The organism is Nostoc sp. PA-18-2419 (genome assembly GCF_005869855.1).
Classification (GTDB): domain Bacteria; phylum Cyanobacteriota; class Cyanobacteriia; order Cyanobacteriales; family Nostocaceae; genus Nostoc.
The window spans coordinates 238156-263222 of record NZ_SZNH01000007.1 but is presented as its reverse complement, the minus strand read 5'-3'; the positions used below and the strand labels follow the sequence as shown (position 1 = coordinate 263222).

Annotated in this window: 18 protein-coding genes, 1 tRNA gene and 1 pseudogene; 10 read left to right on the top strand and 10 right to left on the bottom strand. The window is 41.8% G+C overall.

The features are described from left to right. Nucleotides 1-97 precede the first annotated feature (97 nt). Nucleotides 98-532, bottom strand: a complete 435-nt coding sequence (gene gloA / locus FCR06_RS10180; protein WP_138499165.1) for a lactoylglutathione lyase — start codon at nt 530-532, stop codon at nt 98-100. Nucleotides 533-1230: 698 nt separating this feature from the next. On the opposite strand from gloA, the gene FCR06_RS10175 reads away from it, so the two are divergent. After that, nucleotides 1231-1917, top strand: a complete 687-nt coding sequence (locus tag FCR06_RS10175) for a hypothetical protein (RefSeq protein ID WP_189523368.1) — start codon at nt 1231-1233, stop codon at nt 1915-1917. 337 nt (nt 1918-2254) lie between these two features. Continuing rightward, nucleotides 2255-6118: a CHAT domain-containing protein gene (locus tag FCR06_RS10170; protein WP_138499163.1), complete on the top strand. Its 3864-nt coding sequence runs from the start codon at nt 2255-2257 to the stop codon at nt 6116-6118. A gap of 106 nt (nt 6119-6224) precedes the next feature. Here the strand turns inward: FCR06_RS10170 and FCR06_RS10165 are convergent, their stop codons facing one another. The 5 genes from FCR06_RS10165 to psbZ form a co-directional block, all read right to left on the bottom strand. Beyond that, entirely contained in the window at nt 6225-7490 is a 1266-nt protein-coding gene (locus FCR06_RS10165; RefSeq protein WP_138499161.1) for a glutamate-5-semialdehyde dehydrogenase, read from the bottom strand. A gap of 4 nt (nt 7491-7494) precedes the next feature. Then, nucleotides 7495-7902, bottom strand: a complete 408-nt coding sequence (locus tag FCR06_RS10160) for a hypothetical protein (RefSeq protein ID WP_138499159.1) — start codon at nt 7900-7902, stop codon at nt 7495-7497. A 1030-nt stretch (nt 7903-8932) separates the two neighbouring features. Next, nucleotides 8933-9004: transfer RNA gene (locus tag FCR06_RS10155), tRNA-Gly, on the bottom strand. Between the two features lie 243 nt (nt 9005-9247). Beyond that, nucleotides 9248-9826 (bottom strand): 6,7-dimethyl-8-ribityllumazine synthase, encoded by a 579-nt coding sequence (gene ribH / locus FCR06_RS10150; RefSeq protein WP_138499157.1) that lies wholly within the window; start codon nt 9824-9826, stop codon nt 9248-9250. 187 nt (nt 9827-10013) lie between these two features. Next, a complete protein-coding gene (gene psbZ, locus FCR06_RS10145; RefSeq protein ID WP_138499155.1) occupies nt 10014-10202 on the bottom strand; it encodes a photosystem II reaction center protein PsbZ in 189 nt (62 codons plus the stop codon). Between the two features lie 191 nt (nt 10203-10393). On the opposite strand from psbZ, the gene FCR06_RS10140 reads away from it, so the two are divergent. From FCR06_RS10140 to FCR06_RS10125, 4 genes are all read left to right on the top strand, one after another. After that, nucleotides 10394-13099: a CBS domain-containing protein gene (locus FCR06_RS10140; RefSeq protein ID WP_138499212.1), complete on the top strand. Its 2706-nt coding sequence runs from the start codon at nt 10394-10396 to the stop codon at nt 13097-13099. A 438-nt stretch (nt 13100-13537) separates the two neighbouring features. Next, entirely contained in the window at nt 13538-14536 is a 999-nt protein-coding gene (locus FCR06_RS10135) for an AraC family transcriptional regulator (RefSeq protein WP_138499153.1), read from the top strand. Nucleotides 14537-14584: 48 nt separating this feature from the next. Next, entirely contained in the window at nt 14585-17305 is a 2721-nt protein-coding gene (locus tag FCR06_RS10130) for a TonB-dependent siderophore receptor (RefSeq protein ID WP_223280093.1), read from the top strand. A gap of 149 nt (nt 17306-17454) precedes the next feature. Continuing rightward, nucleotides 17455-18615 (top strand): PepSY-associated TM helix domain-containing protein, encoded by a 1161-nt coding sequence (locus FCR06_RS10125; protein ID WP_138499151.1) that lies wholly within the window; start codon nt 17455-17457, stop codon nt 18613-18615. Between the two features lie 86 nt (nt 18616-18701). Here FCR06_RS10125 and FCR06_RS10120 read toward each other — a convergent pair whose 3' ends face one another. From FCR06_RS10120 to FCR06_RS10105, 4 genes are all read right to left on the bottom strand, one after another. Further along, nucleotides 18702-18989, bottom strand: coding sequence for a hypothetical protein (locus tag FCR06_RS10120; protein WP_138499149.1), 288 nt, complete (start codon nt 18987-18989; stop codon nt 18702-18704). 308 nt (nt 18990-19297) lie between these two features. After that, the gene (chlG, locus tag FCR06_RS10115; RefSeq protein WP_138499147.1) at nt 19298-20344 is read right to left on the bottom strand and encodes a chlorophyll synthase ChlG; all 1047 of its coding nucleotides are present in this window, start codon (nt 20342-20344) and stop codon (nt 19298-19300) included. 155 nt (nt 20345-20499) lie between these two features. Next, the gene (locus FCR06_RS10110) at nt 20500-21600 is read right to left on the bottom strand and encodes an ArsA family ATPase (RefSeq protein WP_138499145.1); all 1101 of its coding nucleotides are present in this window, start codon (nt 21598-21600) and stop codon (nt 20500-20502) included. A gap of 119 nt (nt 21601-21719) precedes the next feature. Beyond that, the gene (locus tag FCR06_RS10105; RefSeq protein ID WP_138499143.1) at nt 21720-21911 is read right to left on the bottom strand and encodes a DUF2862 domain-containing protein; all 192 of its coding nucleotides are present in this window, start codon (nt 21909-21911) and stop codon (nt 21720-21722) included. Nucleotides 21912-22074: 163 nt separating this feature from the next. Between FCR06_RS10105 and FCR06_RS10100 the strand changes: the two are divergent. The 4 genes and pseudogenes from FCR06_RS10100 (at nt 22075) to FCR06_RS10085 (ending at nt 25063) form a co-directional block, all read left to right on the top strand. Further along, nucleotides 22075-22825, top strand: a pseudogene (locus tag FCR06_RS10100) (Uma2 family endonuclease). A 234-nt stretch (nt 22826-23059) separates the two neighbouring features. Further along, on the top strand, nt 23060-23194 hold the full coding sequence (locus FCR06_RS34225; RefSeq protein WP_262984661.1) for a hypothetical protein: 135 nt from the start codon (nt 23060-23062) through the stop codon (nt 23192-23194). Nucleotides 23195-23512: 318 nt separating this feature from the next. Beyond that, complete coding sequence (locus FCR06_RS10090) at nt 23513-24319, top strand: ABC transporter permease (RefSeq protein ID WP_138499141.1); 807 nt, start codon at nt 23513-23515, stop codon at nt 24317-24319. Beyond that, entirely contained in the window at nt 24320-25063 is a 744-nt protein-coding gene (locus FCR06_RS10085) for an ABC transporter ATP-binding protein (RefSeq protein WP_138499138.1), read from the top strand. It begins immediately after the preceding gene. Nucleotides 25064-25067: the final 4 nt, after the last annotated feature.

Below are 25067 nucleotides of genomic sequence, written 5' to 3'. Positions count from 1 at the left end.
TTGCCAGATGTTGCTATTGGAACGATGTTTACGACGGGCTACACCTACGCTATTGGTGTTACTCATCAACAAGTAATATAGATTTTTACTTTTAGAGTTACTGACTTACAAATTGCTCTTGTGATTCGTGTTTGATTGCTGACCCTTGAGTTACCAACTGAATCAGTTCAATTTTATACCCGTCTGGATCTTCCACAAAAGCAATTACTGTCGCACCATGTTTCATCGCCCCTGGTTCTCGCACGATTTTACCGCCCTGATTGCGGATTTCTTCACATTTAGTATAAATATCATCAACTCCAAGAGCAATGTGACCGTAAGCATTACCCAATTCGTATTTTTCTACTCCCCAGTTATAGGTTAGTTCGATCACCGTGTTATCGCTTTCGTCACCATAGCCTATAAAAGCTAGGGTAAATTCTCCTCCTGGATAATCTTTTCGCCGCAGTAATTTCATACCCAGAACTTCACAATAAAACTTTAATGACTCTTCAAGGTTACCCACTCGCAGCATTGTATGTAGTAATCGCATATTGCCCTTTGGTGACTTAGTTAATTCTTATATTTTATATCTCATGAGCATTCTACACAGAAGCGGCGTTCAGCTATACTTTTAAATACTCAATTATTGGCTATTGTAGTATTTGTGTATTTTTATAATTTATCAATTATATAAAGTTTAAAACTATACAATCAAATATTCTTCAAATATTCATTTGATTGTTTTATTTGATATTAAAGTTGTAAATAGCTGCTGCTCAAGTCAAAAATTAATTTAAAAATATCTTTTTATTCCCTATTTTAGTAGCTTGCTGCAACTAAATTAGGTGAGAGTTACTCAATAAAAATATCCTCCCATTCACACTTAGGGACTTCCAAGAAATAAATTATCCAATTTCACGGTCATCAAAACGACTTTCTCTCCCCTGCTAAGAGCCCCCTGCCCTCAAAGCGTTCGCGTAGCGTCCCGCAGGGATAGGATATTTTTTATTTGTCAGTCCCAAATACTGGAGTCAGAATTCCGTCTTGCCCTCTGCCTCCAGCATAGCTGCCTTATTTTGATAATTTATTTCTTGGAATTCTCCTATTTTCAAAGTAGGTCTATTATTCTCCTCTTTGCCCCTTGTGCCCTATGCCCATTGTTTAAAGAATTTTCTTGACAGAAGTAACGCCAGAGCCTCGTGCGATCGCTACAATCTTAAAGATAAACAATACTCAATGGTGCAGCAGATGCTCAAGCGGCTAGTTCAATGGCTCAAAAAGCTTTTTCAGAGCTTGTTTGGTGGAAAACAGACTGCTTCAAAAGTTAGGGGGAATGTGCAAAAAGAACCAGCACCACTCCTAAGTGATACAGACCTGGAATTTCTCTTTAACGAACTGTTGCAAGGAGTTCATCAAGCCAGAGGGGAAGCTTGGGCACGCAAGTGGCTAGATAATATTGAACATCGCATCCCATCTGAACGCTGGGTTGAGTGGTTGAGACGCTTTGGAGAAAGATTGCTAGCATCACCCACACCTAATAATGAAATGGCTGCCCGATTGGTCGAGCTAGGTGAGCTGAGCATCGGAGAAATTACAGATGTTGCTTATAGTATTGGAATGCAATTGCTAACACGCAATCAAGGTGAACCAATTTGGGAATATGAAGGTCCAGATGCTATGAGTACAACTTTGCCACCTCTCCCAAATACCCCAGTATATGAAGAAGTAGATGGCAAAGAAAACTTACCAGAGGGAGAGTATCAAACTGTTACCCTAGAAGAACTGTTTGTAATGTTGCAACAGGATGAAAACTTACGTCAACAGATTGCCCAGCAATTGGCTGTTGAGACCGACGACCCACAAATTCTTGTACAGGCATTGATTAGTCAATTATATCCTGCGGGTCAATCGATTCCAGACCAAACAGAAAATTAATTAGTTGCCAAATAAAAAATTATCATTCTAAGAAAAATGGGCACGGAATATCTGGTCTGCAAAACTCCATAGTTGAATCTGATAAAGAAACTTTAAGAAATAAAAACAACTACTTGAAGTTGCTGACTAATAACTATTGAGTGTGAGCAGGGGGATATTTTTTATTTGGAAGTCACTAATTATAGCGCTATAATGCTGTAATCTTGAACTTTTGTGTATTTTTTGCTAGCCTCCCTTAGAAGCACTGTACGGATATAATGGGTTTTTACGTAATTCATGACTTTTTTAACACAACGATGGCTACAATCTAGAAAAACAAAATCCAAGAGTGTGGCAGATGCTCAGGCGGATATCGCAGTCGCTTAAAAGGTTTTTAAAGCGCCTCATTAAAAGTAAGCAGACTCGTTCTCTCAAGGATACAAGAGGACACAATCTGGTAGAGGTACTACCAGAACTAACTAATGCCGATCTGGAACAATTGTTTATCCAATTGCTGGAAGGCGTGCATCAAGCACGAGGACGACAGTGGGCATTGAGGTATCTACAACGAATCGAAAATCGCATTCCAGCTGAACGCTGGATCGCTTGGTTGGTGATGTTTGGTGAAACCTTGCTAGCTTCACCCACACAGAATCAGCAGTTAGCAGCACAGATGGTGCAGCTAGGAGAACTTGGTATCGGCAGAATTGGAGATCTTGCCTACGAAATTGGCATACGGCTGATGCAAAACTTACCCACACAGATAGAAACAGAAATATATTATGAGGACGACCAGGCGCAATATGTCATAGAAACTACTCCTGGGCAAGAATTGATCCGGGAATTAGGCGAACAGTTATGGGAGTATGAAGAGCCAGATGTCCTAGAAACTACTCCTGGGCAAGAATTGATCCGGGAATTAGGCGAACAGTTATGGGAGTATGAAGAGCCAGATGTCTTAGAAACTACGACTGATGAAGAAATTATACCAACTTCGCCTGGGCAAGAGCTAATCCGTAATTTAGGCGAACAGTTATGGGAGTATGATGAACCAAATTCCCAAACAATAGCGTCAGCACCAGAAGTCTCTGGAGAAGAAATATTTAGCCAAGACTCAGAGGAAGTGATATTTGAGTATCAAGAAGAAGATGCCCAAAGCACAATACCTACACTTCCTCTCCCCCCAGCAAAAGATTCAATCACTACATTAACTCAGCTGAGGTGGGATGATGAACAGGAAGATACTCAAACTAAAACACGAGCAAATCTGCTTTCGACTAGCCAAAGGGCTGAATTAGCAACAACTGATTCCGATCAAACCTGGGATACCAGTTTGGCGAACTTAGAGCCAAATGTCGCAAATACTTTAGATGAACTGTGGGTGAGGTTGGATCAAAGTAGCAATTTAGTCCAGCAACTTGCTTCTAACTTAGCAGTTCAAAACAGCAATTCTTCAAGTATTATTGAGCGATATGGCAACGAGCCGATTACCGAGGCTCAAGTGTGGTTTTACCAAGGTCTTGGACAAGCGAAAACAGGTGATTTGTTAGGGGCGATCGCATCTTATGATCAAGCTATTGAACTGCAACCGGAATTCTCAGAATATTGGTTTAATCGCGGCTTGACCCTGTTTCACTTAGAACGTTTTCAAGAAGCAATTGCATCTTACGAAACAGCCATCGAACTCAAACCCGATTTTTATAAAGCTTGGTACAACCGGGGTGGAACCCTGGGAGAATTAGGATACTTTGAAGAAGCGCTCGCTTCCTTTGATCAAGCCATCGAAATTAAGCCAGACTACCAAGAGGCTTGGTCTAGTAAAGGTTTAGCACTGCTGAAGTTAGGCTGGCTACGGGAAGCAATTTCTAGTTATGACCAAGCCCTCGATCTGCAACCACAAGACCAAGAAAATTGGTATCACCGAGGCATAGCACTAGCCGTAGGCGAACAATTTGAAGAAGCGATTGCATCTTATGATAGGGCGCTAGAAATTGACCCAGACTATCATGAAGTGTGGATAGACCGGGGTGTAGTGTTGTTTAATTTAGGACGCTGGTCACAAGCCATCTCCTCTTGGGACAAAGCACTTTCGGTTCAAGCCGACTTTTATTTGGCTTGGTACAACCGGGGTGTGGCGTTAGATAATTTAGGACGCCGCGAAGAAGCCATCGCTTCCTATCGGCAAGCGATCGCCATCAAACCCGACTTCCATTTAGCTTGGTATAATCAGGCAGTAGCTTTATTTTATTTAGAACAATTTGTCGAAGCGATCGCTTGTTATGACAACGCTTTGCAAATTAAACAAGATTATTGGGAAGCTTGGATTGGTCGTGGTACTGCTGTTGGCAATTTAGTAGATCCACAGCCATTGCTGAATTTCTCGAGTAGTATCACAGCAACCAATTCTGACTTACAACAGATAGGTTACGAGGGGAAATTAGCTAGCTTCGAGGAAGGATTAAAACATCTGCGTACAGATACTCACCCAGAAGGTTGGGGTAGATTGCATCTGGCGATCGCTAACACCTACTACGATCAAGGTAGGAAACACCCTAATCCTCGTGATTATTGGCGTAAAGCTGCATCTGAGTACCATCAAGCGTTGTTAACTCTCACCTTAGAATATTTTCCTCACTTCCATTTAGAAGTTTTGCAATCCCTAAGCAAAGTATTAATGGGTTTGGGACAAACAACACAACTTCAAGAATTACTGCAACGAGGCAGAGATTTGTTGCAACAATTACTAAGTGAAGAAACTCGCTCTGAAGAAAGTAAAAAACAGTTAGCCCTGAAATTTGTAGGCTTTGAGCAACTAGCGGTTGATTTAGCCGTAGATTATGGTGATGTAGTAGAAGCTTGGGAAATTGCCGAACAAGGCAAAAATACTTGCTTACATTGGCTGCTTTTTGGTTGGAATAATTATCTTTATTCGCCCCGTTATGACACAATTCAGGAACTATTCAATCCTACAACAGCAATTATTTACTGGCATATTAGTCCAGTAGCCCTACATACCTTCATTCTCAAATACCAAGCGCCATCACCGATTCTACTTTTTACACCTATACAAGATGTTGGGGCAATAACTTTAGGAGAAGAGGCTATCCGTCTGAATGAATTACCCTTACCTGAAGCAGTGCGACGCTTGATTGAATTTGAAAATTGGTTAGAAGATTGGCATCAAAAATACCAAGAATATCGCGCCACGGCTCAAGATAAAGAAAGTAAAATTCAGCATTCTTGGCGAGTGGATATGGAACAAAAGCTGTTGCAGTTGTATGAAATTTTGAATATTTCCACAATTGTTCAGGAACTTGAAGGCATCAACCAACTGATTTTAATTCCTCACCGCGATTTGTGCAGATTACCTATTCACGCCCTTTTTCATTTTTCTTCTCTATTTCCAGAAGATTCACCAAATGTTGAGTCAAATTTCACCGTTAGTTATTTGCCTAGCGCTCAAATAGGTTTATCAATAAAAAATCCAGCTATCTTACCGTGGCAAAATCAATTATTGCTCAGTATTGAATCTCCTGAAAGTACAGGTTATCCGGCGCTGAAGTTTGCCAAACTAGAGTCTGAGATTGTCAGCGAGATGTTTGATAATATCGAGCGCATTCAAGGGTCACAAGCAACGAAAGATATTGTCAAAAGTGCATTATTTGATAATTATAATATCTTGCATTTTTCTGGTTATGTCACGAATCATTTAAATGAACCAAAAAAGTCAGAACTAGTATTAGCGGGTGAAGACAAACTGACTTTAGAAGAAATTTGTCAACAAAGTTTAGGAAGTTACAATCTTATTACTCTTTCTACCTGCGAAAATGTCAGTACCAACACCTTCATTACCAGCAGTGAATATGTAACTATAGTTAATGGTTTTTTGAATCAGGGCGTTCCTCAGATAATAAGTACTCTCTGGACTGTAGAATCTTCAGCTAGTGCTTTGGCCATCGCAGAATTTTACCGAAGACTACAGCCTAATAAATCAGCAGTGACAGCCTTAGCTGAAGCAACATTATGGCTCAAAGAATTAACTGCTGGAGAATTGACAAGATGGTATGAAGATGTACTCAACAATTTGCATCCAGAGGAAGTACGAATTAGAACTTATTTAGCAACACAATTATATAGAAATAGCAAAATGGCATCAGATAAAAAACTTTATAATCATCCCTACTATTGGGCAGCATTTACGATTACTGGTAAGCCAAATTAGACTTATTGCAGAAGTCGGGAAAAGGGAAAGGTGTAAAGAATAAAGTTTTTCTTTACCCCTTTAATCGAAAGCTATTGAGTCCCTAATCCTTCATTCCCCACTTAATTTAAAACCTGCCATTTCCCTGAACAATGTGCTTAACAGTAGTCAAGGTTTCCAGGCTAATAAATCCTCGGCGATGACCTTTTTGGTTAGACATGCCCAGAAATACAGAATCTCCCCGCGAGGGGTTGCGAGAAAAACGCGGGGAACTGTTGATGTAGGTAGAGGCGCTATTAACTCCTAAAGCAAACTGCCGACTTTCCTGGTAGGATTCAGTAACGATGCAGTCGGCATGACCACTGCTGTGTTGATTAATCCAAGCGATCGCCGCTTCTAAGCTATCCACCAGTTTAAAAGCTACTGTCCTAGTTAAATAAGGGTTTCCCCATTCGTTTTCCTTCACTAACTGCAATTGAGGAAAAGCTTCTACTAGTTCTGCATCGCCTTTGATTTCAAAACCTTTTTCCATTAAGCTGTTCCACAGAACTGCTAAGGATGATGGCAAGGCTTGGCGATGAATTAGTACTTTTTCTATGGCATTGACTGGATCTGGTTCGCTCTGATGGCTATCGATAATCATCCAGCGCACCATTTCTAAACTGGCATTTAGCGACCAGTAGAGGTAACAATTACCCATTGCTGACTTTAAGACTGGGCAAGTTGACTGTCGTACTACCTGCTGTATTAAGCTAGAACGTCCGTAGGGAATCACTAAATTCACGTACTCGTCTTGGACGACTAAATCCCGAATCGAAGCACCGTGTTCGGTTGCGATCAGTTCTAAACAGCCGAGTGGTAAACCAACTTCACTGAGCGCAGTTTGCAGTACTGAAGCAATGGACGCATTAGAATGGCTCGCTTCAGTACTACCTTTAAGAATTATACTATTGCCAGTTTTGATACAAAAACCCGCTGCGATCGCTCCTAAATCGGGAAATGCTTCATAAATAAATCCAATCACTCCTAAGGGCATTAACTGGGAGTAACTCTGGGAATCTTCCAATTGATAATCAGCATTCCTGACGCGCCGCAGTGGATCTGATAATTCCCCCAACCGTTGTAAAATGTCCACGGTCGTCTCTAGCCTTGTGGGAGTCAGCTTTAGCCAGTCCAATATCAATTCTGGCACTGCCATTTCCCGACTGGCTTCCAAATCCAAGGTGTTGGCTTCTAGAATGTCGTCAAATGAGCGCTCAAGCGCCCGTGCCATCGCCAATACCGCGCGACTCCGGTCTACCCCCTTGGTGATTCCCAATTTTAGGGAAGCTTGATACGCTCGTTGGGCACTACTAATGGGTTCGGGGTGATCGTCCAAAACTTCAACAGTCATTGAGTTAACGTCTGTAGGTAAGCCAGACCATTAGTGCTGGCAGGATAGCCAACAATACCGCCACTATTGCCCAAGCAATAATGCTAGAACCATTTGCCAATCGCAGTGCTAATGGCAGCCATATAATCACTAGCACGAAAATAATGCCAAGTGCTATAGGCAGATAGCTTTCTCCCAAACGCGGATGGACAACATGCCAACTATTTCCCATCCAACGCCAAGCTCGCTTGTAAGGATAGGTAGTAGAAAGCTGTTCTAGGATATGACCATTATCTTCTACTACAAAGATTTGCTGACAGCGATCGCAACCAAATGCTTCTGTCAACGTAATCGGAATTAGCTGACCCCGGCGACGACAGGGACAGGGGTATTCGGTATTGAAATCTATTTTTTCGGGTTTTTGAGATTGCACAAGCGTTCTAATAACTTGAGCGTGTTTTTATAGAAACGGTGGGAATAAGATCCCTTGGTAAATGCCTTGGGGACTTCTCGTGTTTATACTTTCTATAAGTTGGCAGGCGAAACAGACATTGTCATAAATTACAAACAGTAGATGCAGCAAACTCTAAGTAGTGTAATAGTCATTTCCCGGTAGCTGGTAATTTTGTTTAAAAATTTCCTTGTTTTCATCTGTTGCTTTAAAGGTAATGTGGTTAGGTCTGTGCCATTGATTGTGCCGACATACTTGGTACAATTTTAAAGCTACGTCATGACCACTCCTAAAACAAATCATCTAGTAAGGCTACGCTGATAAACAACACTTTAATAATAAACCCTGATTTTCCTTCGGGTCACTATATATTAGTATGCAGTTATCAAGGTTAGATCGGAATCGCTAGAAATTTTTACAGGTTGCAGTTAACAAGCGTTTCCAGAGCGGTAATTGCCAAAACACCGATCAATATTTGACTATTCGTATGGAGTACATAGACTAGTATTTGGTAACGTGTATGATTCTAGTCTGACTGCCATTGCCTCCTTGCACAAATATAATTTTGTCTTACACAGCGTGTCTGGTCAAAATACCCTTACTAGGTTAAGCATATACTCCGACAGGTGCTTACTTTCTATAGGCAAATAGCTATTAATCTACAAGCTCTGTCTTGCAACAGACTACAGTATTTACCTGTGAGCTTCTGTATGGTCTTTAGCTTTTTTCTTTTCTGCTTTGACAAGTTTGCTGACAACTGCTACTATCGTTTACCGAATAGGGGTTTGCACTACTACTAGATTACCACGGAGATAGACAAATACTCAACTTTGCCCAGTCATCAACTGACCGTGAATATTATCTTAGAGGGTTTCGGTTTTTGTTCCAACATCCCGTAAAGACCAACTAAGTTATATCTCATGTTACCCTTGGTCAGGGGACACGAGCTTTGTGGGCAAATAATCTAGTAACAGATGTATTACACTCTCCAACTTAAAAAACTTTTTTCAAAAGCGGGTAACGCGATTCGAACGCGCGACATTCACCTTGGCAAGGTGACGCTCTACCACTGAGCTATACCCGCAATCATTTATCAAACATCACTATCTCAGATTTATTCTAAATTGTCAACTCCTGAATTTGAACAGGGAAACATGGGAGCTTCAAGTCCACAGAATAAATCTGTAGCAAATCTTTACCCTCTGCCCCTGAAGCTCTTTGCCATGCCCTGTTTGGTCAATGCTTCATACCCAATAACCAATATTTCTCTACCAGAGGCTACGCTCTTCCAAGACTCAGTACAAGTAGACCAATGATCAATGACATACTAACTTAATTCTTCTGACTCTACTGTTAAATTGCCGACGCTGGCATTTGGAAAAGAAGGTGGTAATGACTGGCTATTACGAGAATATGGTTCTGCCAAGTTAGAACGCAGTTGCCGCATCAGACTAGCCATTTCTAGGGCATTTAGGGCGTAATCCCAACCATGATTACCTTTGATCCCTGCTCGTTCTAAAGCTTGCTGCATAGTGTCTACCGTCAAAATGCCAAAAATGACTGGCACCCCAGTTTGAAAGCTAGCGGTAGCAATGCCTTTAGAAACTTCGGCGGATACGTAATCAAAATGGGGTGTTTGTCCTCGAATGACTGCACCAAGACAAATTACAGCATCGTAATGATGGGAAAGTGCTAGTTGGCGAGCTACTAAAGGCACTTCAAAACTTCCCGGTACCCAAACGTAGTCTACCTGATTCCCGTGAGGATTGGGGTCTACACCGTGGCGTTTCAAGCAATCTTGACATCCCTCTAGCAGCTTTCCGGTAATCAGGTCATTGAATCGACCGATCACCACTGCAAAACGCAAAGGTTCCGTTTGAGTAAAAGTTCCTTCAAAAACTGCCATGACTGCCTCTTAATCAACTATACTTCTGGCCAATATACATTTCTTATTTAAATCAAGAGGAGCAGGAAAGCATGGTCAAAACGGAGGAAACAGGAAAATTTCTGCTTTTTTCCCTTAACCTTTGACCTTGGCTTTACTGCCCCTCTAATTTTTATATTAAGTGCCCGCCCTAGAGCCAAGCCGTTGCCTAGACGACAAAAAAGTTTAACAAACCGACTAAAAATACCAAAGCAATCCAGACGCCAGAACCAAGCCACAGCAGCTTTTTAGATTCAACCCAATATTGGGGAGTAGCATAAGCAACGGGAACGCCAACAACTAGAACAAAAGACAACAAGACTAAACCTATCAGAGCAAATTGGAATATTATGGTCATTTTTGCTTCTCCCACGACAGCTAAATACTAAAGATAGAATAATCCTAAAGGGCGACACTGAGACTTTCTTCTTATTTTTAAGCTACCAGAAATTGCAACATTTTAGTCAAACGTCCCAAGTTAGCAGTCCAAAGTCTAGGGTGTAAACTTAGACTCTTGATTTTTGACTTTTGACTCTTGATTCTCAAATTATGGATTTAATTCTTTGCCACACAACAGCTGATTTTGACACACTTGGGGCAGCAGTAGGACTAACGCGCCTACTTCCGGGAAGCAAGATTGTACTTAGCGGTGGTTCTCACCCTGCTGTACGGGATTTTTTAGCGTTGCATCGAGATGAATATCCGCTAATTGAACGCCGTTCGGTAAATCTAGAAAAAATTCGTTCTTTGAATGTGGTGGATGTGCAACACCGCGATCGCTTGGGTAAAGCTGCCGAGTGGTTAGATTTATCTAATGTCAAAGAAATTATAGTTTATGACCATCACTTAGGACAACAATCAGATATTCCTGCCACGCGATCGCATATTTCTTCAGTAGGAGCCACCACAACCTTAATTGTGGAGCAATTGCAACAACAGCAAATTTCTCTAACTCCTGCTGAGGCCACAGTCATGGCTTTAGGTATCCACGTTGACACTGGCTCGTTAACTTATGACCAGTCTACACCACGAGATGCTTTAGCTTTGGCTTGGTTAATGCAACAGAGTGCGAGTTTATCGGTCATTTCCACCTACCGCGACCCTGGATTGTCTCCTCAATTGCAGCAGCTACTAACTAAAGCATTGGAAAATTTAGAATATCTCTGTTTACGAGGATATACAGTTGGGTGGGTAACTTTAAAGACAGATGGCTTTGTAGCTGGTTTATCAAGTTTAGCTTCAGAACTTGTAGAATTAACCGAAATTGATGCCATACTTTTGGCTAATGAGTATTTTTTAGGTGATGGTGATTCACGCTTAGCAGTAATTGGGCGATCGCAAATTCCTAAAACAAATCTGAATCTATTATTTCAACCCTTCGGCGGTGGCGGTCATTCCCAAGCTGCATCAGTGAACTTAAGAGGAGTAGATTCACAGGCAATATTACAACAGCTCCTTGATCAGCTAAAAGTCCAAATCCCTCACCCTCCGATTGCTAGGGACTTGATGTCTTCTCCTGTCCGCACTATTTTACCTGAAACCACAATTGCCGAAGCCCAGCGTATTTTATTGCGCTATGGACATTCTGGTTTATCTATAGTCGATACCCAAGGGCAATTGGTAGGTATTATTTCACGGCGGGATCTCGATATCGCCCTACACCACGGGTTTAGTCATGCGCCAGTTAAGGGCTACATGACCACAAACCTGAAAACGATTACACCAGATACGACACTGCCACAAATTGAGGCGCTAATGGTGACATATGATATTGGGCGTTTACCAGTATTAGAAAACGGGCAATTATTTGGTATCGTCACACGTACTGATGTGTTGCGGGTATTACATGAAGAAGACGCAGGGACGCGGGGACGCAGGAATTCGGGGACTGGTTCACTGTTTGCATCAGAACGTCTTAATCTCTCCGTGTCATCTTCTCTTGCTCCTCAACTGTGGCAATTGCTAACTACAGCATCGCAAGAGGCAGAAAAACGCGGTTGGCATCTTTATCTTGTCGGGGGTGCGGTGCGAGACTTGCTGTTAGCTGACGCAGCAGGCAACTTGATGATTAAAGATATTGACCTAGTAGTTGATGGCTTTCACAAATCAGCAGATGTTGGTGCTGGTGTGGAATTAGCAAAAGCACTCCAACAACTTTATCCAACGGCTCGTTTAGAAATCCACGGGGCTTTTCAAACTGCGGCTTTGCTGTGGCACAAAGACCCAGAATTAGATTCTCTATGGGTGGATATTGCTACGGCTAGGACAGAATTTTATCCTTACCCAGCAGCGAATCCGGAAGTTGAAGCGAGTTCTATTCGTCAAGATTTGTATCGTCGGGATTTTACAATCAACGCCCTGGCTTTGCGGCTCACCTCTCCCCGTAGTGGTGAATTACTCGATTTCTTTGGTGGTTTACTCGATTTACAAGCTAAACAAATTCGGGTTTTACACGCCAACAGCTTTATCGAAGACCCCACGCGCATTTATCGCGGTGTGCGCTTTGCTGTGCGCTTCGACTTTGAGATTGAACCGCAGACACAAGAGTTTATTCGTTATGCCATCAACAGTGGTGTTTACGATCGCACTACTCAAGAGAATAGCAAAACTCCAGCCCTGCAAATTCGATTAAAAACAGAATTAAAGCACATCTTAGAAGCCCCCTACTGGAAATCGGCTTTACAGTTACTCGATAACTTAGGGGCATTGCAATGCATTCATCCGACACTGAAGCTAGACGCATTACTCCTGCGACAATTACGTTTGCTAGAACGGTGTTTGCAGCGATTTGACCCCCAACAAACCTTAATTCACTGGGAAATGCGTTTAGAAGTGTTAATTGCCCATTTAGAACCACAGTGTCGGGCAAAAGTGGCAAAAAATTTGCAATTGCAAGAGGACGGCATTAAACGCTTGCAAAACCTAGCTCAGGCTCAAGCTAAGATTTTAGAAACTTTACCTGGCTGTCTACGCCCTAGTCAAGTTGTTCAATTTCTAAGGCGGTACGATTTACCAATGTTAATTTTAATTGCCTTACAAACCCAGCAAGTAATCAGGCAGCAGATATGGCATTACTTAACAGTTTTGGCTAATATTGGACCGATTTTAAACGGTAATGACTTAAAAAAATTAGGTTACAAACCAGGGGCACAGTATCGACAAATGCTAGACGATTTACTGGCTGCAACTTTAGATGGAGTGATTAAAAATAAAGCTGAGGCTGAGGAGTTTTTAGCCAAGTCTTATCCTCTGTAATTGATATTGCAATCAGGTAACTATTATGCAAATTTAAATATTAAAAAATCCCACACTCACAACTCACTGTAGCTGCAAAGTATGGCAAGAATAGTGATGAGTATAAAATGACAGGGGGCGTTCGTCGAAGCTATGTCTACGACGGGCTATGCCTACGTAAGCGTCCAATGCGGAAGCCTAAGCAAGGAGCTGTTGCCTAAAAGGGACCGGATAGTGTGGAGGTTTACCTTGCGCGGCTGGTAGAGAAGCTATACCGTACCCCTACTCTTAAGCAAGTTAGCAAGAGGTCTCTGTGAGGATAAAGCTTTACGCTGCGTTATCGCGGTGACCAATTGAAGTTAGCACACTGGTACTATCTTCAAATTCACTCAAGAGTCAGGATTAGGTCGCGGTAAACTTATTGAAAACATATGTCATTAATCTTAATTCGTAGTAATTATGACTGTCACCCTAACAGAGAAAGAGGAGTGGGAACTGTGGGCAGAAGCTAATCACAATAGCCCACAACAACTGGAACAAGAGCCATTTACTATCCTCCACAAAGTACCCAACCAATTTGGCAAAGGCTATGTGCAGCAGATCGAAGTGCATCCTCATCTCTGGCTGGAGATTTGGGACTATGAATATCACGATGATGTGTTATGCAAAATGCCTGAATGTAATCACCTAGTGCAATTTTCCGTCCTCCTTTGTGGAAAAGTCATAGACGAATATGGAGGACAGGTTGGAGAAGGATACACAATGATTTCTGGTAGCGGTGTTCAACGCCAAATGCTGGTAGAGTACCCCAAATCTCGATATGTAGGCGTTAACATCCATATGTCTCCAAGCTTGTTGGCAACCTTTTTCCCCAATGAAGTATGGAAAATCCCCCATCAGTTGAGTTTGTTGGCAAAAGGCAACGATTGGCAGACCTTGCTCTACCCAGAAACTACAATGGCTATTGGGGGAATAACACAGCAAATAGTCAATTGTCCTTACCAGGAAATGACGAAGCGGATATATTTACAGGCAAAGGTGTTAGAACTAATGGCGTTGCAGTTGGCTCCTATCTTAGCCAATCGGTATGGACTGCAACCATCACCGCGACTGAAAGCAGAAACTATCGCCCGGATTCATTACGCAAAGGATATTTTATTGGCACATTTGGAGAATCCGCCGTCATTGCTAGAATTAGCGCAAATTGTTGGGGTGAGCGATCGCACCCTGCAACGTGGATTTCGGGAACTCTTTGGCAAAACAGCATTTAGCTACTTGACAGAGAAACGGATGGAATCAGCAGAGCAGTTGTTGCGTCAAGGAAATATAACAATTGCGGAAGTGGCTCACCGAGTTGGTTATTCCGAGCCAAGACGCTTTGCCGAAGCCTTTAGGCGTAGGTTTGGTATTACGCCGAGTGGATGTTTATTGGGGAAAAAGTCGGTTTCAGGCACATAATGCGGTTTTGGACATAGACTCAGTTGCAATTCATTCTCTATACTCAGCTTGATTGAATTAGAAACTATTGGCAGTAATGCTGGTGTATCAGGAGTTGTGATGAAGCGTTGGTGGTTGTCTGGTAGTGTGCGACTGTGGCTTTTAGTTAGTCTATCGGGATGCTTGAGTGCTGTTGTGATTGAGCCTGGACGGGCAGAAATTAAACCAATGCCACAGAAACAGGAAATTCAAAGCCAAGAAAATTTGAAACCTCTGCCAAGTAGAAAAATTCGCCAATTGAGTGAAATCTCACATCCCAGCACTAGCGCCCAAATGCTAGTACAGTCGCCAGTCCCAAATAACCCTCCTCAAGGAAGTTCAGTTATACCGATTACTGGAGTTAAAGCCAATCCCACTCCCCAAGGTGTGGAGATAATTTTAAAGACACCTATTGGGACTCAACTGCAAGTTACAAATCACAGTGCTGGCAGCAATTTTATTGTCGATGTATCTGGCGGACAGTTACGTTTAGCCGATGGCAATAGTTTTACATTTCGCTCAGAAAAACCAGCTGAGGGAATTACTCAAATAACAGTTACAAATATTGATGCAAATACTGTGCGAGTAACAGTGGTCGGTGTTGCAGCTTTGCCAACAGTTGAGTTATATGATGATGATGCAGGTCTGGTTTTTGCGGTAGCAACCACAGCAACGGCAACTTCTCCACAACACCCACCCCAAACACCCCAAGCACAGCAGCCTCTAAATCAGACACAACCAACTCAACCATCAACTGGTGATGAACCAATTGAATTGGTGGTGACAGGGGAACAAGATGGATACAATGCAACGGATGCATCAACTGCAACCAAAACTGATACTCCGCTACGCGACATTCCCCAGTCGATTCAAGTTATCCCCCGCGAAGTGATTCAAGATCAAGGTGCAGTTCGTCTGACCGAAATCGTCCGTAATGTGAGCGGTGTGGCAAATGCAGGAACTGCTGGGGAGCGTGGAGAAAATTACACAATTCGGGGATTCGATGCCAACGTTTACAAAAATGGTTTCCTTGATGATTACTTTACTACTCGCGGTTTTCGAGACAGCGCTAATATTGAGCGAGTTGAAGTTCTTAAAGGACCAGCGTCGGTGTTGTTTGGACGCTTGGAACCTTCGGGTATCATCAACTTGATAACCAAGAAGCCATTAGCCGAGCCCTATTACAATTTCAGTTTTACCGCAGGTAGCTATAGTTTTTATCGCCCCACCCTAGATTTTTCAGGTCCATTAACCCAGGACGGAAAATTGGGTTATCGTCTCAACATTGCCTACGAAAATTCTGGAAGTTTCCGCGACTTTGTTAACAAAGAAAGATTTTTTATCGCTCCTGTACTCAGTTGGAAAATTGGTGACAAGACAAACCTGACTTTGGAAGGTGAATATCTCCACACCGAAAATTCTTATGATGATGGGCTATATCTAATTGGCGGTAAGATTATTCCAAATGTTCCGATTAGCCGCAATCTCAACGACCCCAGAAGTCAAATCGGTATAGATGCATCACAAACCTACTTGACTCTCAATCATGAGTTTAATCAAAATTTATCCCTGCGTACTGCTTTTCGGGTGACGACTGCATCAGAAACAGTTAATCGTTTTGCCCTTAGAGGATTTGGTGCCAGTGACGACGGAACTGTTGATCTTCTTAGTGTGCCCTATAATTATTATTTTGAAACTTATTTTCTACAGAATGACTTAACTGCGAAATTCAACACTGGCTTCCTCAAGCATACACTTTTGTTTGGTCTGGAGCTTGGTCGATTGTATGACAGACGTCTGTCCAATTATCAAAGTGTTGGTAGTAGTAACGTTTTTAACCCTGTCTACAACTTTTCTTATGGTTCATATCAACCGCTTGACAATACAGCAACCAATACCAACTCTTTCGGAATTTATCTTCAAGATCAGATAAGTGTTTTTGACAATCTCAAACTTTTTGTGGGTGGCAGGTTTGACACTTATCATTCGGAAAGACAAGATTTCAACAATGACTCAACTACAGTAACAGATAGCGATGCGTTTTCACCTCGTGTGGGAGTCGTTTACCAACCGACGAAAGAAATCTCACTGTTTGCCAACTATAGTCGCTCATTTGTTCCTGTAAGTGGTTCTAGTAAAAACGGTAATGCTTTTGAGCCTACAAGGGGAACTGGATACGAAGTTGGCATCAAGGGAGACTTTTTAAATAATCGTCTCTCTTCTACCCTCGCCTTCTACACAGTTACCAAAACTAATGTCTTAACTGCCGATCCCAGCGATCCCACAGGTACCTTTTCAATTCAAGTCGGCGAACAACGCGCTCGTGGGATTGAGTTCGATATTGCTGGAGAAATCTTACCTGGTTGGAAAGTCATTGCTTCCTACGCTTATACAGATGGACAAATCACTGAAGACAATACATATCCAGTCGGAAATACTCTGGGTAGTATACCCCAGCATAGTGGCTCATTGTGGACGACCTATACCTTTCAAAAAGGAGCATTAGAAGGGTTTGGTTTTGGTGGAGGTATCTTTGCTGCAAGCGAGGCTTATGGAGATGTAAGTAACTTTAACACCGTACCTGGTTTTGTACGGACTGATGCAGCACTTTTCTACAAAAAGGATCGCTTGAGAGCATCTGTTAACTTCAAGAACTTATTTGATATCAGATATTTCGAGGGCGCAACTACGGGTGCAGTCAATCCGGCTGAACCGTTTACCGTTCAAGGAACGATTTCTTGGGAGTTCTGAAATCATCTCAGTAGCTGTCATGAAGAATTCGTCACCAGAACTAATGAAAAAACCATTATCCTTTTTTGTTGACTTAGAAATATTTGTCGTCAGGATAAGGCAGTTTTGATTGGGAAAATTTCAATCTCATTTATGCAGGAGTACCTACCATGAAATCTAAAAAACTCCGTAACTTTGCATTCACCCTGCACCGCTACATCGGTTTAGCTGTGGGATTGATTTTGGTGATAGTCAGCTTGACAGGTAGTGTGTTGGTGTTTGCCGACGAAATTGGGCATATTCTGTTTGTCCAACAATTCGGCACTGTCGTTCCTCAAGGGCAGATGTTATCTCCGACATCTGTGGTGGATACCCTCAAAGCAGCGTCAGACTGGGAACCAAACACTAAATTTTCGCGTTTATACATACCCATAACACCAGACGCACCTTACGTGCTTGACGTTTTGCATCCACCAGATAATTCAGTGACGGAAATTTCACTTGCTCAAATCAGTAGCGTTTTTGTCAACCCCTACATCGGCACTATTATGGGTAAGCAGAGATGGAACGAGCAACTGATTTCTTCAGTCGTTGATTTGCATTGCAATCTGCTAGCTGGTAACACTGGGAAAACCATAGTTGGTATCGTATGTTTTCTAGTTCTAGTTCTCAATATTACAGGTTTGTTTCTGTGGTCTGGTTGGCGCAAGTTGATATCTGGCTTCAAAATTAAGTGGAATGTCCATCTGAAGCGACTCTATTTTGATATTCACAAACTTGCAGGCATCATTACTGTAGTGTTTCTTTGCTTTACTGCCTTTACAGGCGTGTGCTGGAGTTTCTATGAGTTTAGTGAGCCTGTGATTCGAGCAATCACGTTGAGTCCAGCGAAACTTGAACCAGTTTCTCAAATCATTCCTAATCAGCTTTCACTCAAGCTTGCCAATCAACTGAAAACCTCTCAAGCTGAGTTACCCGATGGAAAACTTAGAGCCATTGATTTTCCGCAAAAACCAGATAGTCTTTTGATAATTCGCTACAGTATGCCCCAAGAATATACATATAATACTGGACAGAGCAAAGTTTATCTTGACCAATACAGTGGTAAGGTTTTGCGAGTAGACAACTCCCAGAAAGAGTCTTTGGGGCCCCGTGTCCTAAATTCTTTTCCTTCCCTACACTACGGTACATTTGGCGGCTTGCCTACTCGCATTTTCTACATTTTCGTAGGACTTGCACCGTTGATCTTGTTAGTTACTGGTTTTGTCATGTGGTGGTATCGCTACAAAGGAAAAAATCGCTCCCCGCAGACAAGAGAACTGGCTGGTTAAGATTAAAGAATTATATTATATGTTAGTTATCAGTCAACAGTCATTAGTCAGCAACTCAAACGGAATCATTTATTTTTTGGAGTTTCTTAATACAGATAAGGATTTGTCTTTGGTTGATAGTCAGAACAATCAATAGCTTCTTCTGTGTTAGCAACAGATGGGCGTACAGTGCATTTCAGACGGTAATTGTCAGTAAAATATTGGCAACCAGTACAGGGAATTTGATGCATTTGCTTGGCTGTTGTCACACTATCTCGTGCTGCTGCCCAAAGATTCAAAATAATTAGAAGAATTACTGCCCAGGCAACAACAAAGCAAATTGGGACTAACAGAGGTTGGATTACATGAATGAGGAAATAGATCAGTTCTAACACGGCATTTCCTGATACAACTTAGTAATTAAAAGTATATTAACTCCTAACATTTAATTCTTAACTTCTAACTATAGAAGTATAAGTTTATTAGTTGAGTGTTTAAGGAGTGAGGGAGATGAGGCAGTGTGAGGAGAATAACAGCTAACAGTTAAGCTGTTCTCGCATTTAAAAAAGCACATCTTTTTGTGTTGGCTGTTAATTATTAACAGTTAACCATCAGCAGTCAACGAACTTAGGAAGCAGTGGTGCAATTTAAAAGCGTAATAGCTTAACAGTTAACTGTTAACTTCCTACTCAGCAGTCTTTTGTTAAATGCCAGCATGACCCAAAGCTAAACCAACAACGAGCATTCCCAGAACAAGGAACGGTTGGGCGCTGGCTTGGTATTTAACGTCATTAGCCACAGGGTCACGCAAGAAATAAATATTCTGCAAGACCATTTGTGGGATGATTAACAGTACAAGTATGGCTGCGTACAAATACTCATTGATGCTGACCAGATAAGCTGCGATCAATCCTTGAAATATATCAATTGTGAGTACGCAAATCCAGGCAGCAGTGGTGATGCCAAACATGACGGGTAGTGAATTTAATCCTAGCTGGCGATCGCCTTCTACACTCTTAAAGTCGTTGACAATGGCAATCCCCAATCCAGCTAAGCTGTAGAACATTGTCAAAATCACAACTGTAGAGTTGAGGTCGCCAAACAAAGCGTGTCCTGTAGACCAAGGCAGGGTAATATAGCTTGCACCCAAAGCGTAGCTACCCAGCCAACCGTTTTGCTTGAGTTTTAGGGGAGGTGCAGAATAAATATAGGCGATAAAAGAACCGATAATCGCGATCGCTGTGATTGTCGGGAATTGATGACCAGCCCAAACATCTAGCAAAAATGCTAAACCAATACCAGCAATTAATAATACCCAAATCTGCGTAATTACTTGAGTTAGAGAAATTGCTCCAGAGGGAATGGGGCGATAAGGTTCATTGATGGCATCGATTTCGCGATCGTAGTAATCATTGAGGATTTGGGTGTAACCTGTCATTAATGGCCCAGCCAAAAACATACAGGCTGCTACCTTCAACACATTTTCTAGCGTCCAGGTATAGTTACCAGAAGAAGCCGCACCACAGACTACCCCCCAAATTAAGGGAATCCAAGTGATGGGCTTCATCAGTTGCAAACGGATTTTCCAAATTGAAGTTTCTCCTGGCGATGCACCTTTCATCCCCAGTAATTGCCTAGTTTTGGCAGTGCGATCACCAGAGACTATTGCTGACTCACTAGGATTATTCCCTACTGAGTCTAAGGCCTCAGCCGATGTAGAATCTGGGGTAATGGGAGTTAATTCTGACATAACTTCTATTTATTAATAGAGCATTGGGCATAGGGGATTGGGTACTAGGTATTGGGAATTGGGTACTAGGTATTGAGAAAATTGTTTACTAGTTCTTAGTCCCTATTCCCCATTCCTATTCCCTACTCCCTATTCTCCATTTTCCATACCCGATACTAAAACGAAATTATCAAATAATTATTCTGAAACTTTGCCCCTGCAACAGGCCTACCATTGAGAGCTGGGGGTAGGGAAATATTCCGCCGTTGGTCTCCTGCTTCCACTGTGACTTCTGGCCCATACTGGGTGAGTTTTACCTGTTTTTTGTCAAATCCTGGTAAGAATAGGCGTACCTGACGATTTTGGGTATCGATTTCAATTGGTTTAGGAGCCTGTACTGCTTGGGCTTCAAAATTGGGTAAAGCGTCTATGAGTGTTTGCCAATTATCTGTTGACAAGTCAGGAATGACGCTCACAGGTAAGGGTACAAATTCTTCTGATAAGTTAGCGCCTACATCTGAAGATACAAGCAGAACGCCACCCACAGTTAGACCAATTTGCTGAGCGCTACCCCACAAATAACGGGCACTCGCGACCTCGATCGGGTCTTGTGTGGTCACTAAGAAAGCAGCAACACGCTTGGGATCGCTAAGGGCGGCTCTCCCATTGTCTAAAAGATTATTGACTTGATTGGTAGGTTGAGCAAAGTTATCTGCTGTCCAATTGATATTGAAAAAGGTGCTAATCAGGGGTTGAACTAAAGGCGATTCAGCAATTGTCTTGCCTAAGTCGGAGTTGACAAACAATTGGCGAAATCGCCGCACATACCAACTCAAAGACTCTGGCAAACCCAGGGTCCGTAGGGCTGAAGAGTCACCCGTGCCATCATAGACAATCGCATCATATTTGCCGGTGGCATCATATTCGCGAATAGCATTTAGGGCAAGGGCACTGTCCATTCCCGGCAATGCTACCAATTCTTGACCAAAAACGTTTTTGAAGATGGGGGTGCGGAGGTATTGAGCCTCAAGTTTCTTTAGTTGTTCCCAGTTGCTTTCTAGTAGTACAGATGCTTGAAACTGTACTGCTTGCAAATTAGGTGCAATTTCTTGGGGTTCAGAACCAATGGGAGTACCTAGCAGAATTGATAGTGCTGGTTCTGCTAGTCCTGCTAAAAGTACGCGCTTGCCTTGGCTTGCCAATAACTTGGCGGCGGCGATCGCAATTTTGGTACGAGCGATGCCGCCTTTGCCCAAAAATGTCAATATTAGAGCCATTACTTGATTCCTATTTTCACCGCCAGTCTTTTCAACTCCAACTTAGCACTCAACAAAGATTCTCAGCTTATGCTTTCAACTTTAGATTCCAATAAGAATCTCGATTTGAGTTTTTTCTCCTACACAGGCTTGATTTCATCTTCAAAAAACCAAGTCGAAGAATTATCCTCAAACAGCACTACTACACCGATACCTTGACCATCAGTAACTTTATAGCCTTGGATAGTACCCACTTGTCCTAGTTTTTTCGCAATGGGAGGAGAAACGCGATCGCGCAAACGATAAACTTTAACCTTTTGTCCGATTTCCATGCCTGATTACAATGCAATAAACCAAGTCTCAGTTTAGCTCAATCCCTGACTCACCTCTCACAAATTCCAATAGAAGTGGGGAGTACAGGGGCAGAGGGGAAAAACTAATAACAAATGACAAAAAGCTTAAAATTAAATCAACAACCAAACAGGTATATACCCAATGTTTGTCACAGCGCAACAGCTAGAACAACATGATGCCCGATGCAACTCGGTTGTTAAGTGATGAGCCGGAGATGGAAACTTCATTACACTACATGCAGTTACTTCTTTTAGTAACTTCCGTTGAGTGGCTGTGGCGTGACTGTGATAATTTTTTTATAGGTGCGAATCTCACAATCTATTTTAGCCGTCAACAACTGCGAAATCGGGATTTTCGGGGACCAGACTTGTTTTTGGTCAAAAACACCGAAAAGCAATCGTGTAATTCTTGGGTAGTCTGGGAAGAAGATGGTCGTTATCCAGATTTAATTATTGAATTACTTTCAGAAAGTACGGCTGATATTCACCGGAATTTGAAGAAGAATCTCTATGAAAATCGATTTCACACACCAGAATATTTCTGGTTTTCGCCAGAGAATTTGGAATTTAGCGGTTTTGAATTGGTAGGCAATAAGTATCAGGAAATTACGCCAAATGCGCGAGGATGGCGTTGGAGCGATGTCCTGAGCTTGTATTTAGGCATAGAAGCAGGTAAACTAGGCTACTTTACGCCTGATGGTGATTTAGTTCCAACGCCAAAGGAAGCTGCTATTACCGCCCAACAGGTGGCTATTGCAGCACAACAACAAGCATCACAAGCATAGCAACAGGCATCTGAGGCACAATTGTGGTTGGAACAAGAACAACTGCGATCGCAACGGTTGGCGGAACATTTGCGATCGTTAGGAGTAAATCCAGATAGCTTGAGTTAAGCAATAAAGGTAGCAGTCATGTATCGAACAGATCCTCCTAAGTGAGAAGTATATGAGCGCATTTTGCGGGTTCCCTACTACGTTATCTATGACTGCTATGAAAATCATTTCTGTGCCTTTCAACTGATAGGCACTTGCTACGAGGCAATTTCTTTACCAGAAAACCGCTTCTGATACCAAGAATTAGAACTACGATTAGGTCTGTGGCAAGGTTATTATCAGCAGACAACAGGCTTGTGGTTGCGTTGGTATAATTCAACAGGTTGGGTGCCGACATCAAAAGAAAAAGCTGAACAAGAACGCCAACGGCCTGATCAATTAGCAGAGTATTTGCGTTCTCAAGGAGTTGATCGAGATAGTTTGAGTTAGGTTATGGACTAGTGCGTAAATAATTCAATAATTTTAATAATCGTAGATATCCTGAAATGGATGATATTTGACTTTTGAAAAATTTTATGATAAAAAAAGCCTGCTGGTTTGTGCTAAAGAGTTCTTAGGAACCAATTGATAAATTAACTAGTCTTCCAGGAGGAAGATGCGCTTAAGAGTAGAAAAATGGTAGTTAATACTGTATTTAACAATACTTTTTAAAGCAAAGTTATTCATAGTAGGCTAGTGCAGCAAAGTACACTCTAATAGTATAAAATTCGCAAATAACTCCCGTGTGGTGTGTGGTAGTTTTTAAGGATGATAATTTCACTTAAAGATAGTTCAACTTGGTTGCAAGCGCGGCGCTACTGGGAATTGCTCCACGTTTTGGTAGCGCGAAATCTTAAAGTACGTTATCGAGGTTCGTTCTTAGGGGTTTATTGGTCGTTGTTCAACCCGCTGATTATGACGGGGCTGTACACAGCGATTTTTGGTACAACTTTTGCCTCTTATTACGGTAACTCAATACTGAACTATGTGTTGGCAGCCTTTACAGGACTGGTAGTAATCAATTTTTTCTCAGCTTCTACCTCTCAGGCATTGAGTAGTGTAGTCGGTAATGGCTCACTATTAAATAAAATTAGTCTGCCAGTTAGCGTTTTTCCTGTATCAATGATTGGTGCAAACATATTTCAGTTTTCAGTCGGGACATTTCCGTTGCTAGCAGTAATGACTTTGATTAATTCCAAAAGTTTAGTCAATGTATTTGCGCTAGTATTTCCGTTTCTAGCCCTAATTTTAGTTTCTACAGGAATAGGTTTTTTAGTTAGTGCTTTATATGTATTTTTCAGAGACTTACCTTATTTCTATGAATTAGTTGTATTTGTAATTTGGCTTAGTAGTCCGATATTTTATCCAGCAGCCATTGTTCCACCGCAGGTAAGGCAGTTTTTAGGTTTCAATCCATTATCACCAATTATTGAAAGTCTACGTCAGATTACATTATCTCATTCTCGACCGGATTTAAGTTTAATTTGGGGTGCTTTGCTCAGTGGAGTAATTATTTTAGCCTTGGGATGGACTTGTTTCCACTTATGGCGACATCAATTTATGGATTTGCTGTAAATGGAAGTAATTCGCCTAGATAATGTTTCGCTGTTGCGACGAACACAAGAAGAGTTTTCTTATGATCTTAAAAAGACAATTTTATCATTTGTTGAGGGTAAATATCACCAGCCTGTAAAAAAGTTGGTGCTAAATGAAATAAATCTTGCGGTAAATTCAGGTGAGAAATTAGGAATTATTGGCGCCAATGGTTCGGGAAAATCAACACTGCTCAAGGTGATTTGTGGCATTTTGCAGCCGACAAGTGGTGTGGTGAGAGTTCGTGGTCATATTGCCCCGTTGATAGAGCTTGGAGCAGGGTTTGATTCAGAAATTTCTGTGTTAGATAATATTCTACTGTATGGTGTCTTACTGGGATATTCTCGAACAGAAATGCAGGAAAGAACGCCGTCAATTTTAGAGTTTGCAGAGTTAGAAAATTATGCACTAGTACCATTGAAAGGATTATCTTCGGGTATGGTAGCGCGATTAGGATTTGCGATCGCTACTGATGTCCAACCAGATATTTTGATATTAGATGAAGTTCTCTCAGTAGGAGATGAAAATTTTAAAAATAAGTGTAAGCAAAGAATTGATAATTTTTGGGATGGCAATGCCACAGTGTTGGTAGTTTCACACGATTTAAAATTTATTGTCAAATACTGTAATCGTTTAGTTTGGTTAGATAAAGGAAGGGTGAACTTTATCGGGAATGCTGAAGAAGCAGTCAAAAAATATTTGAATACACTAACTATACAGGAGTAGGTAA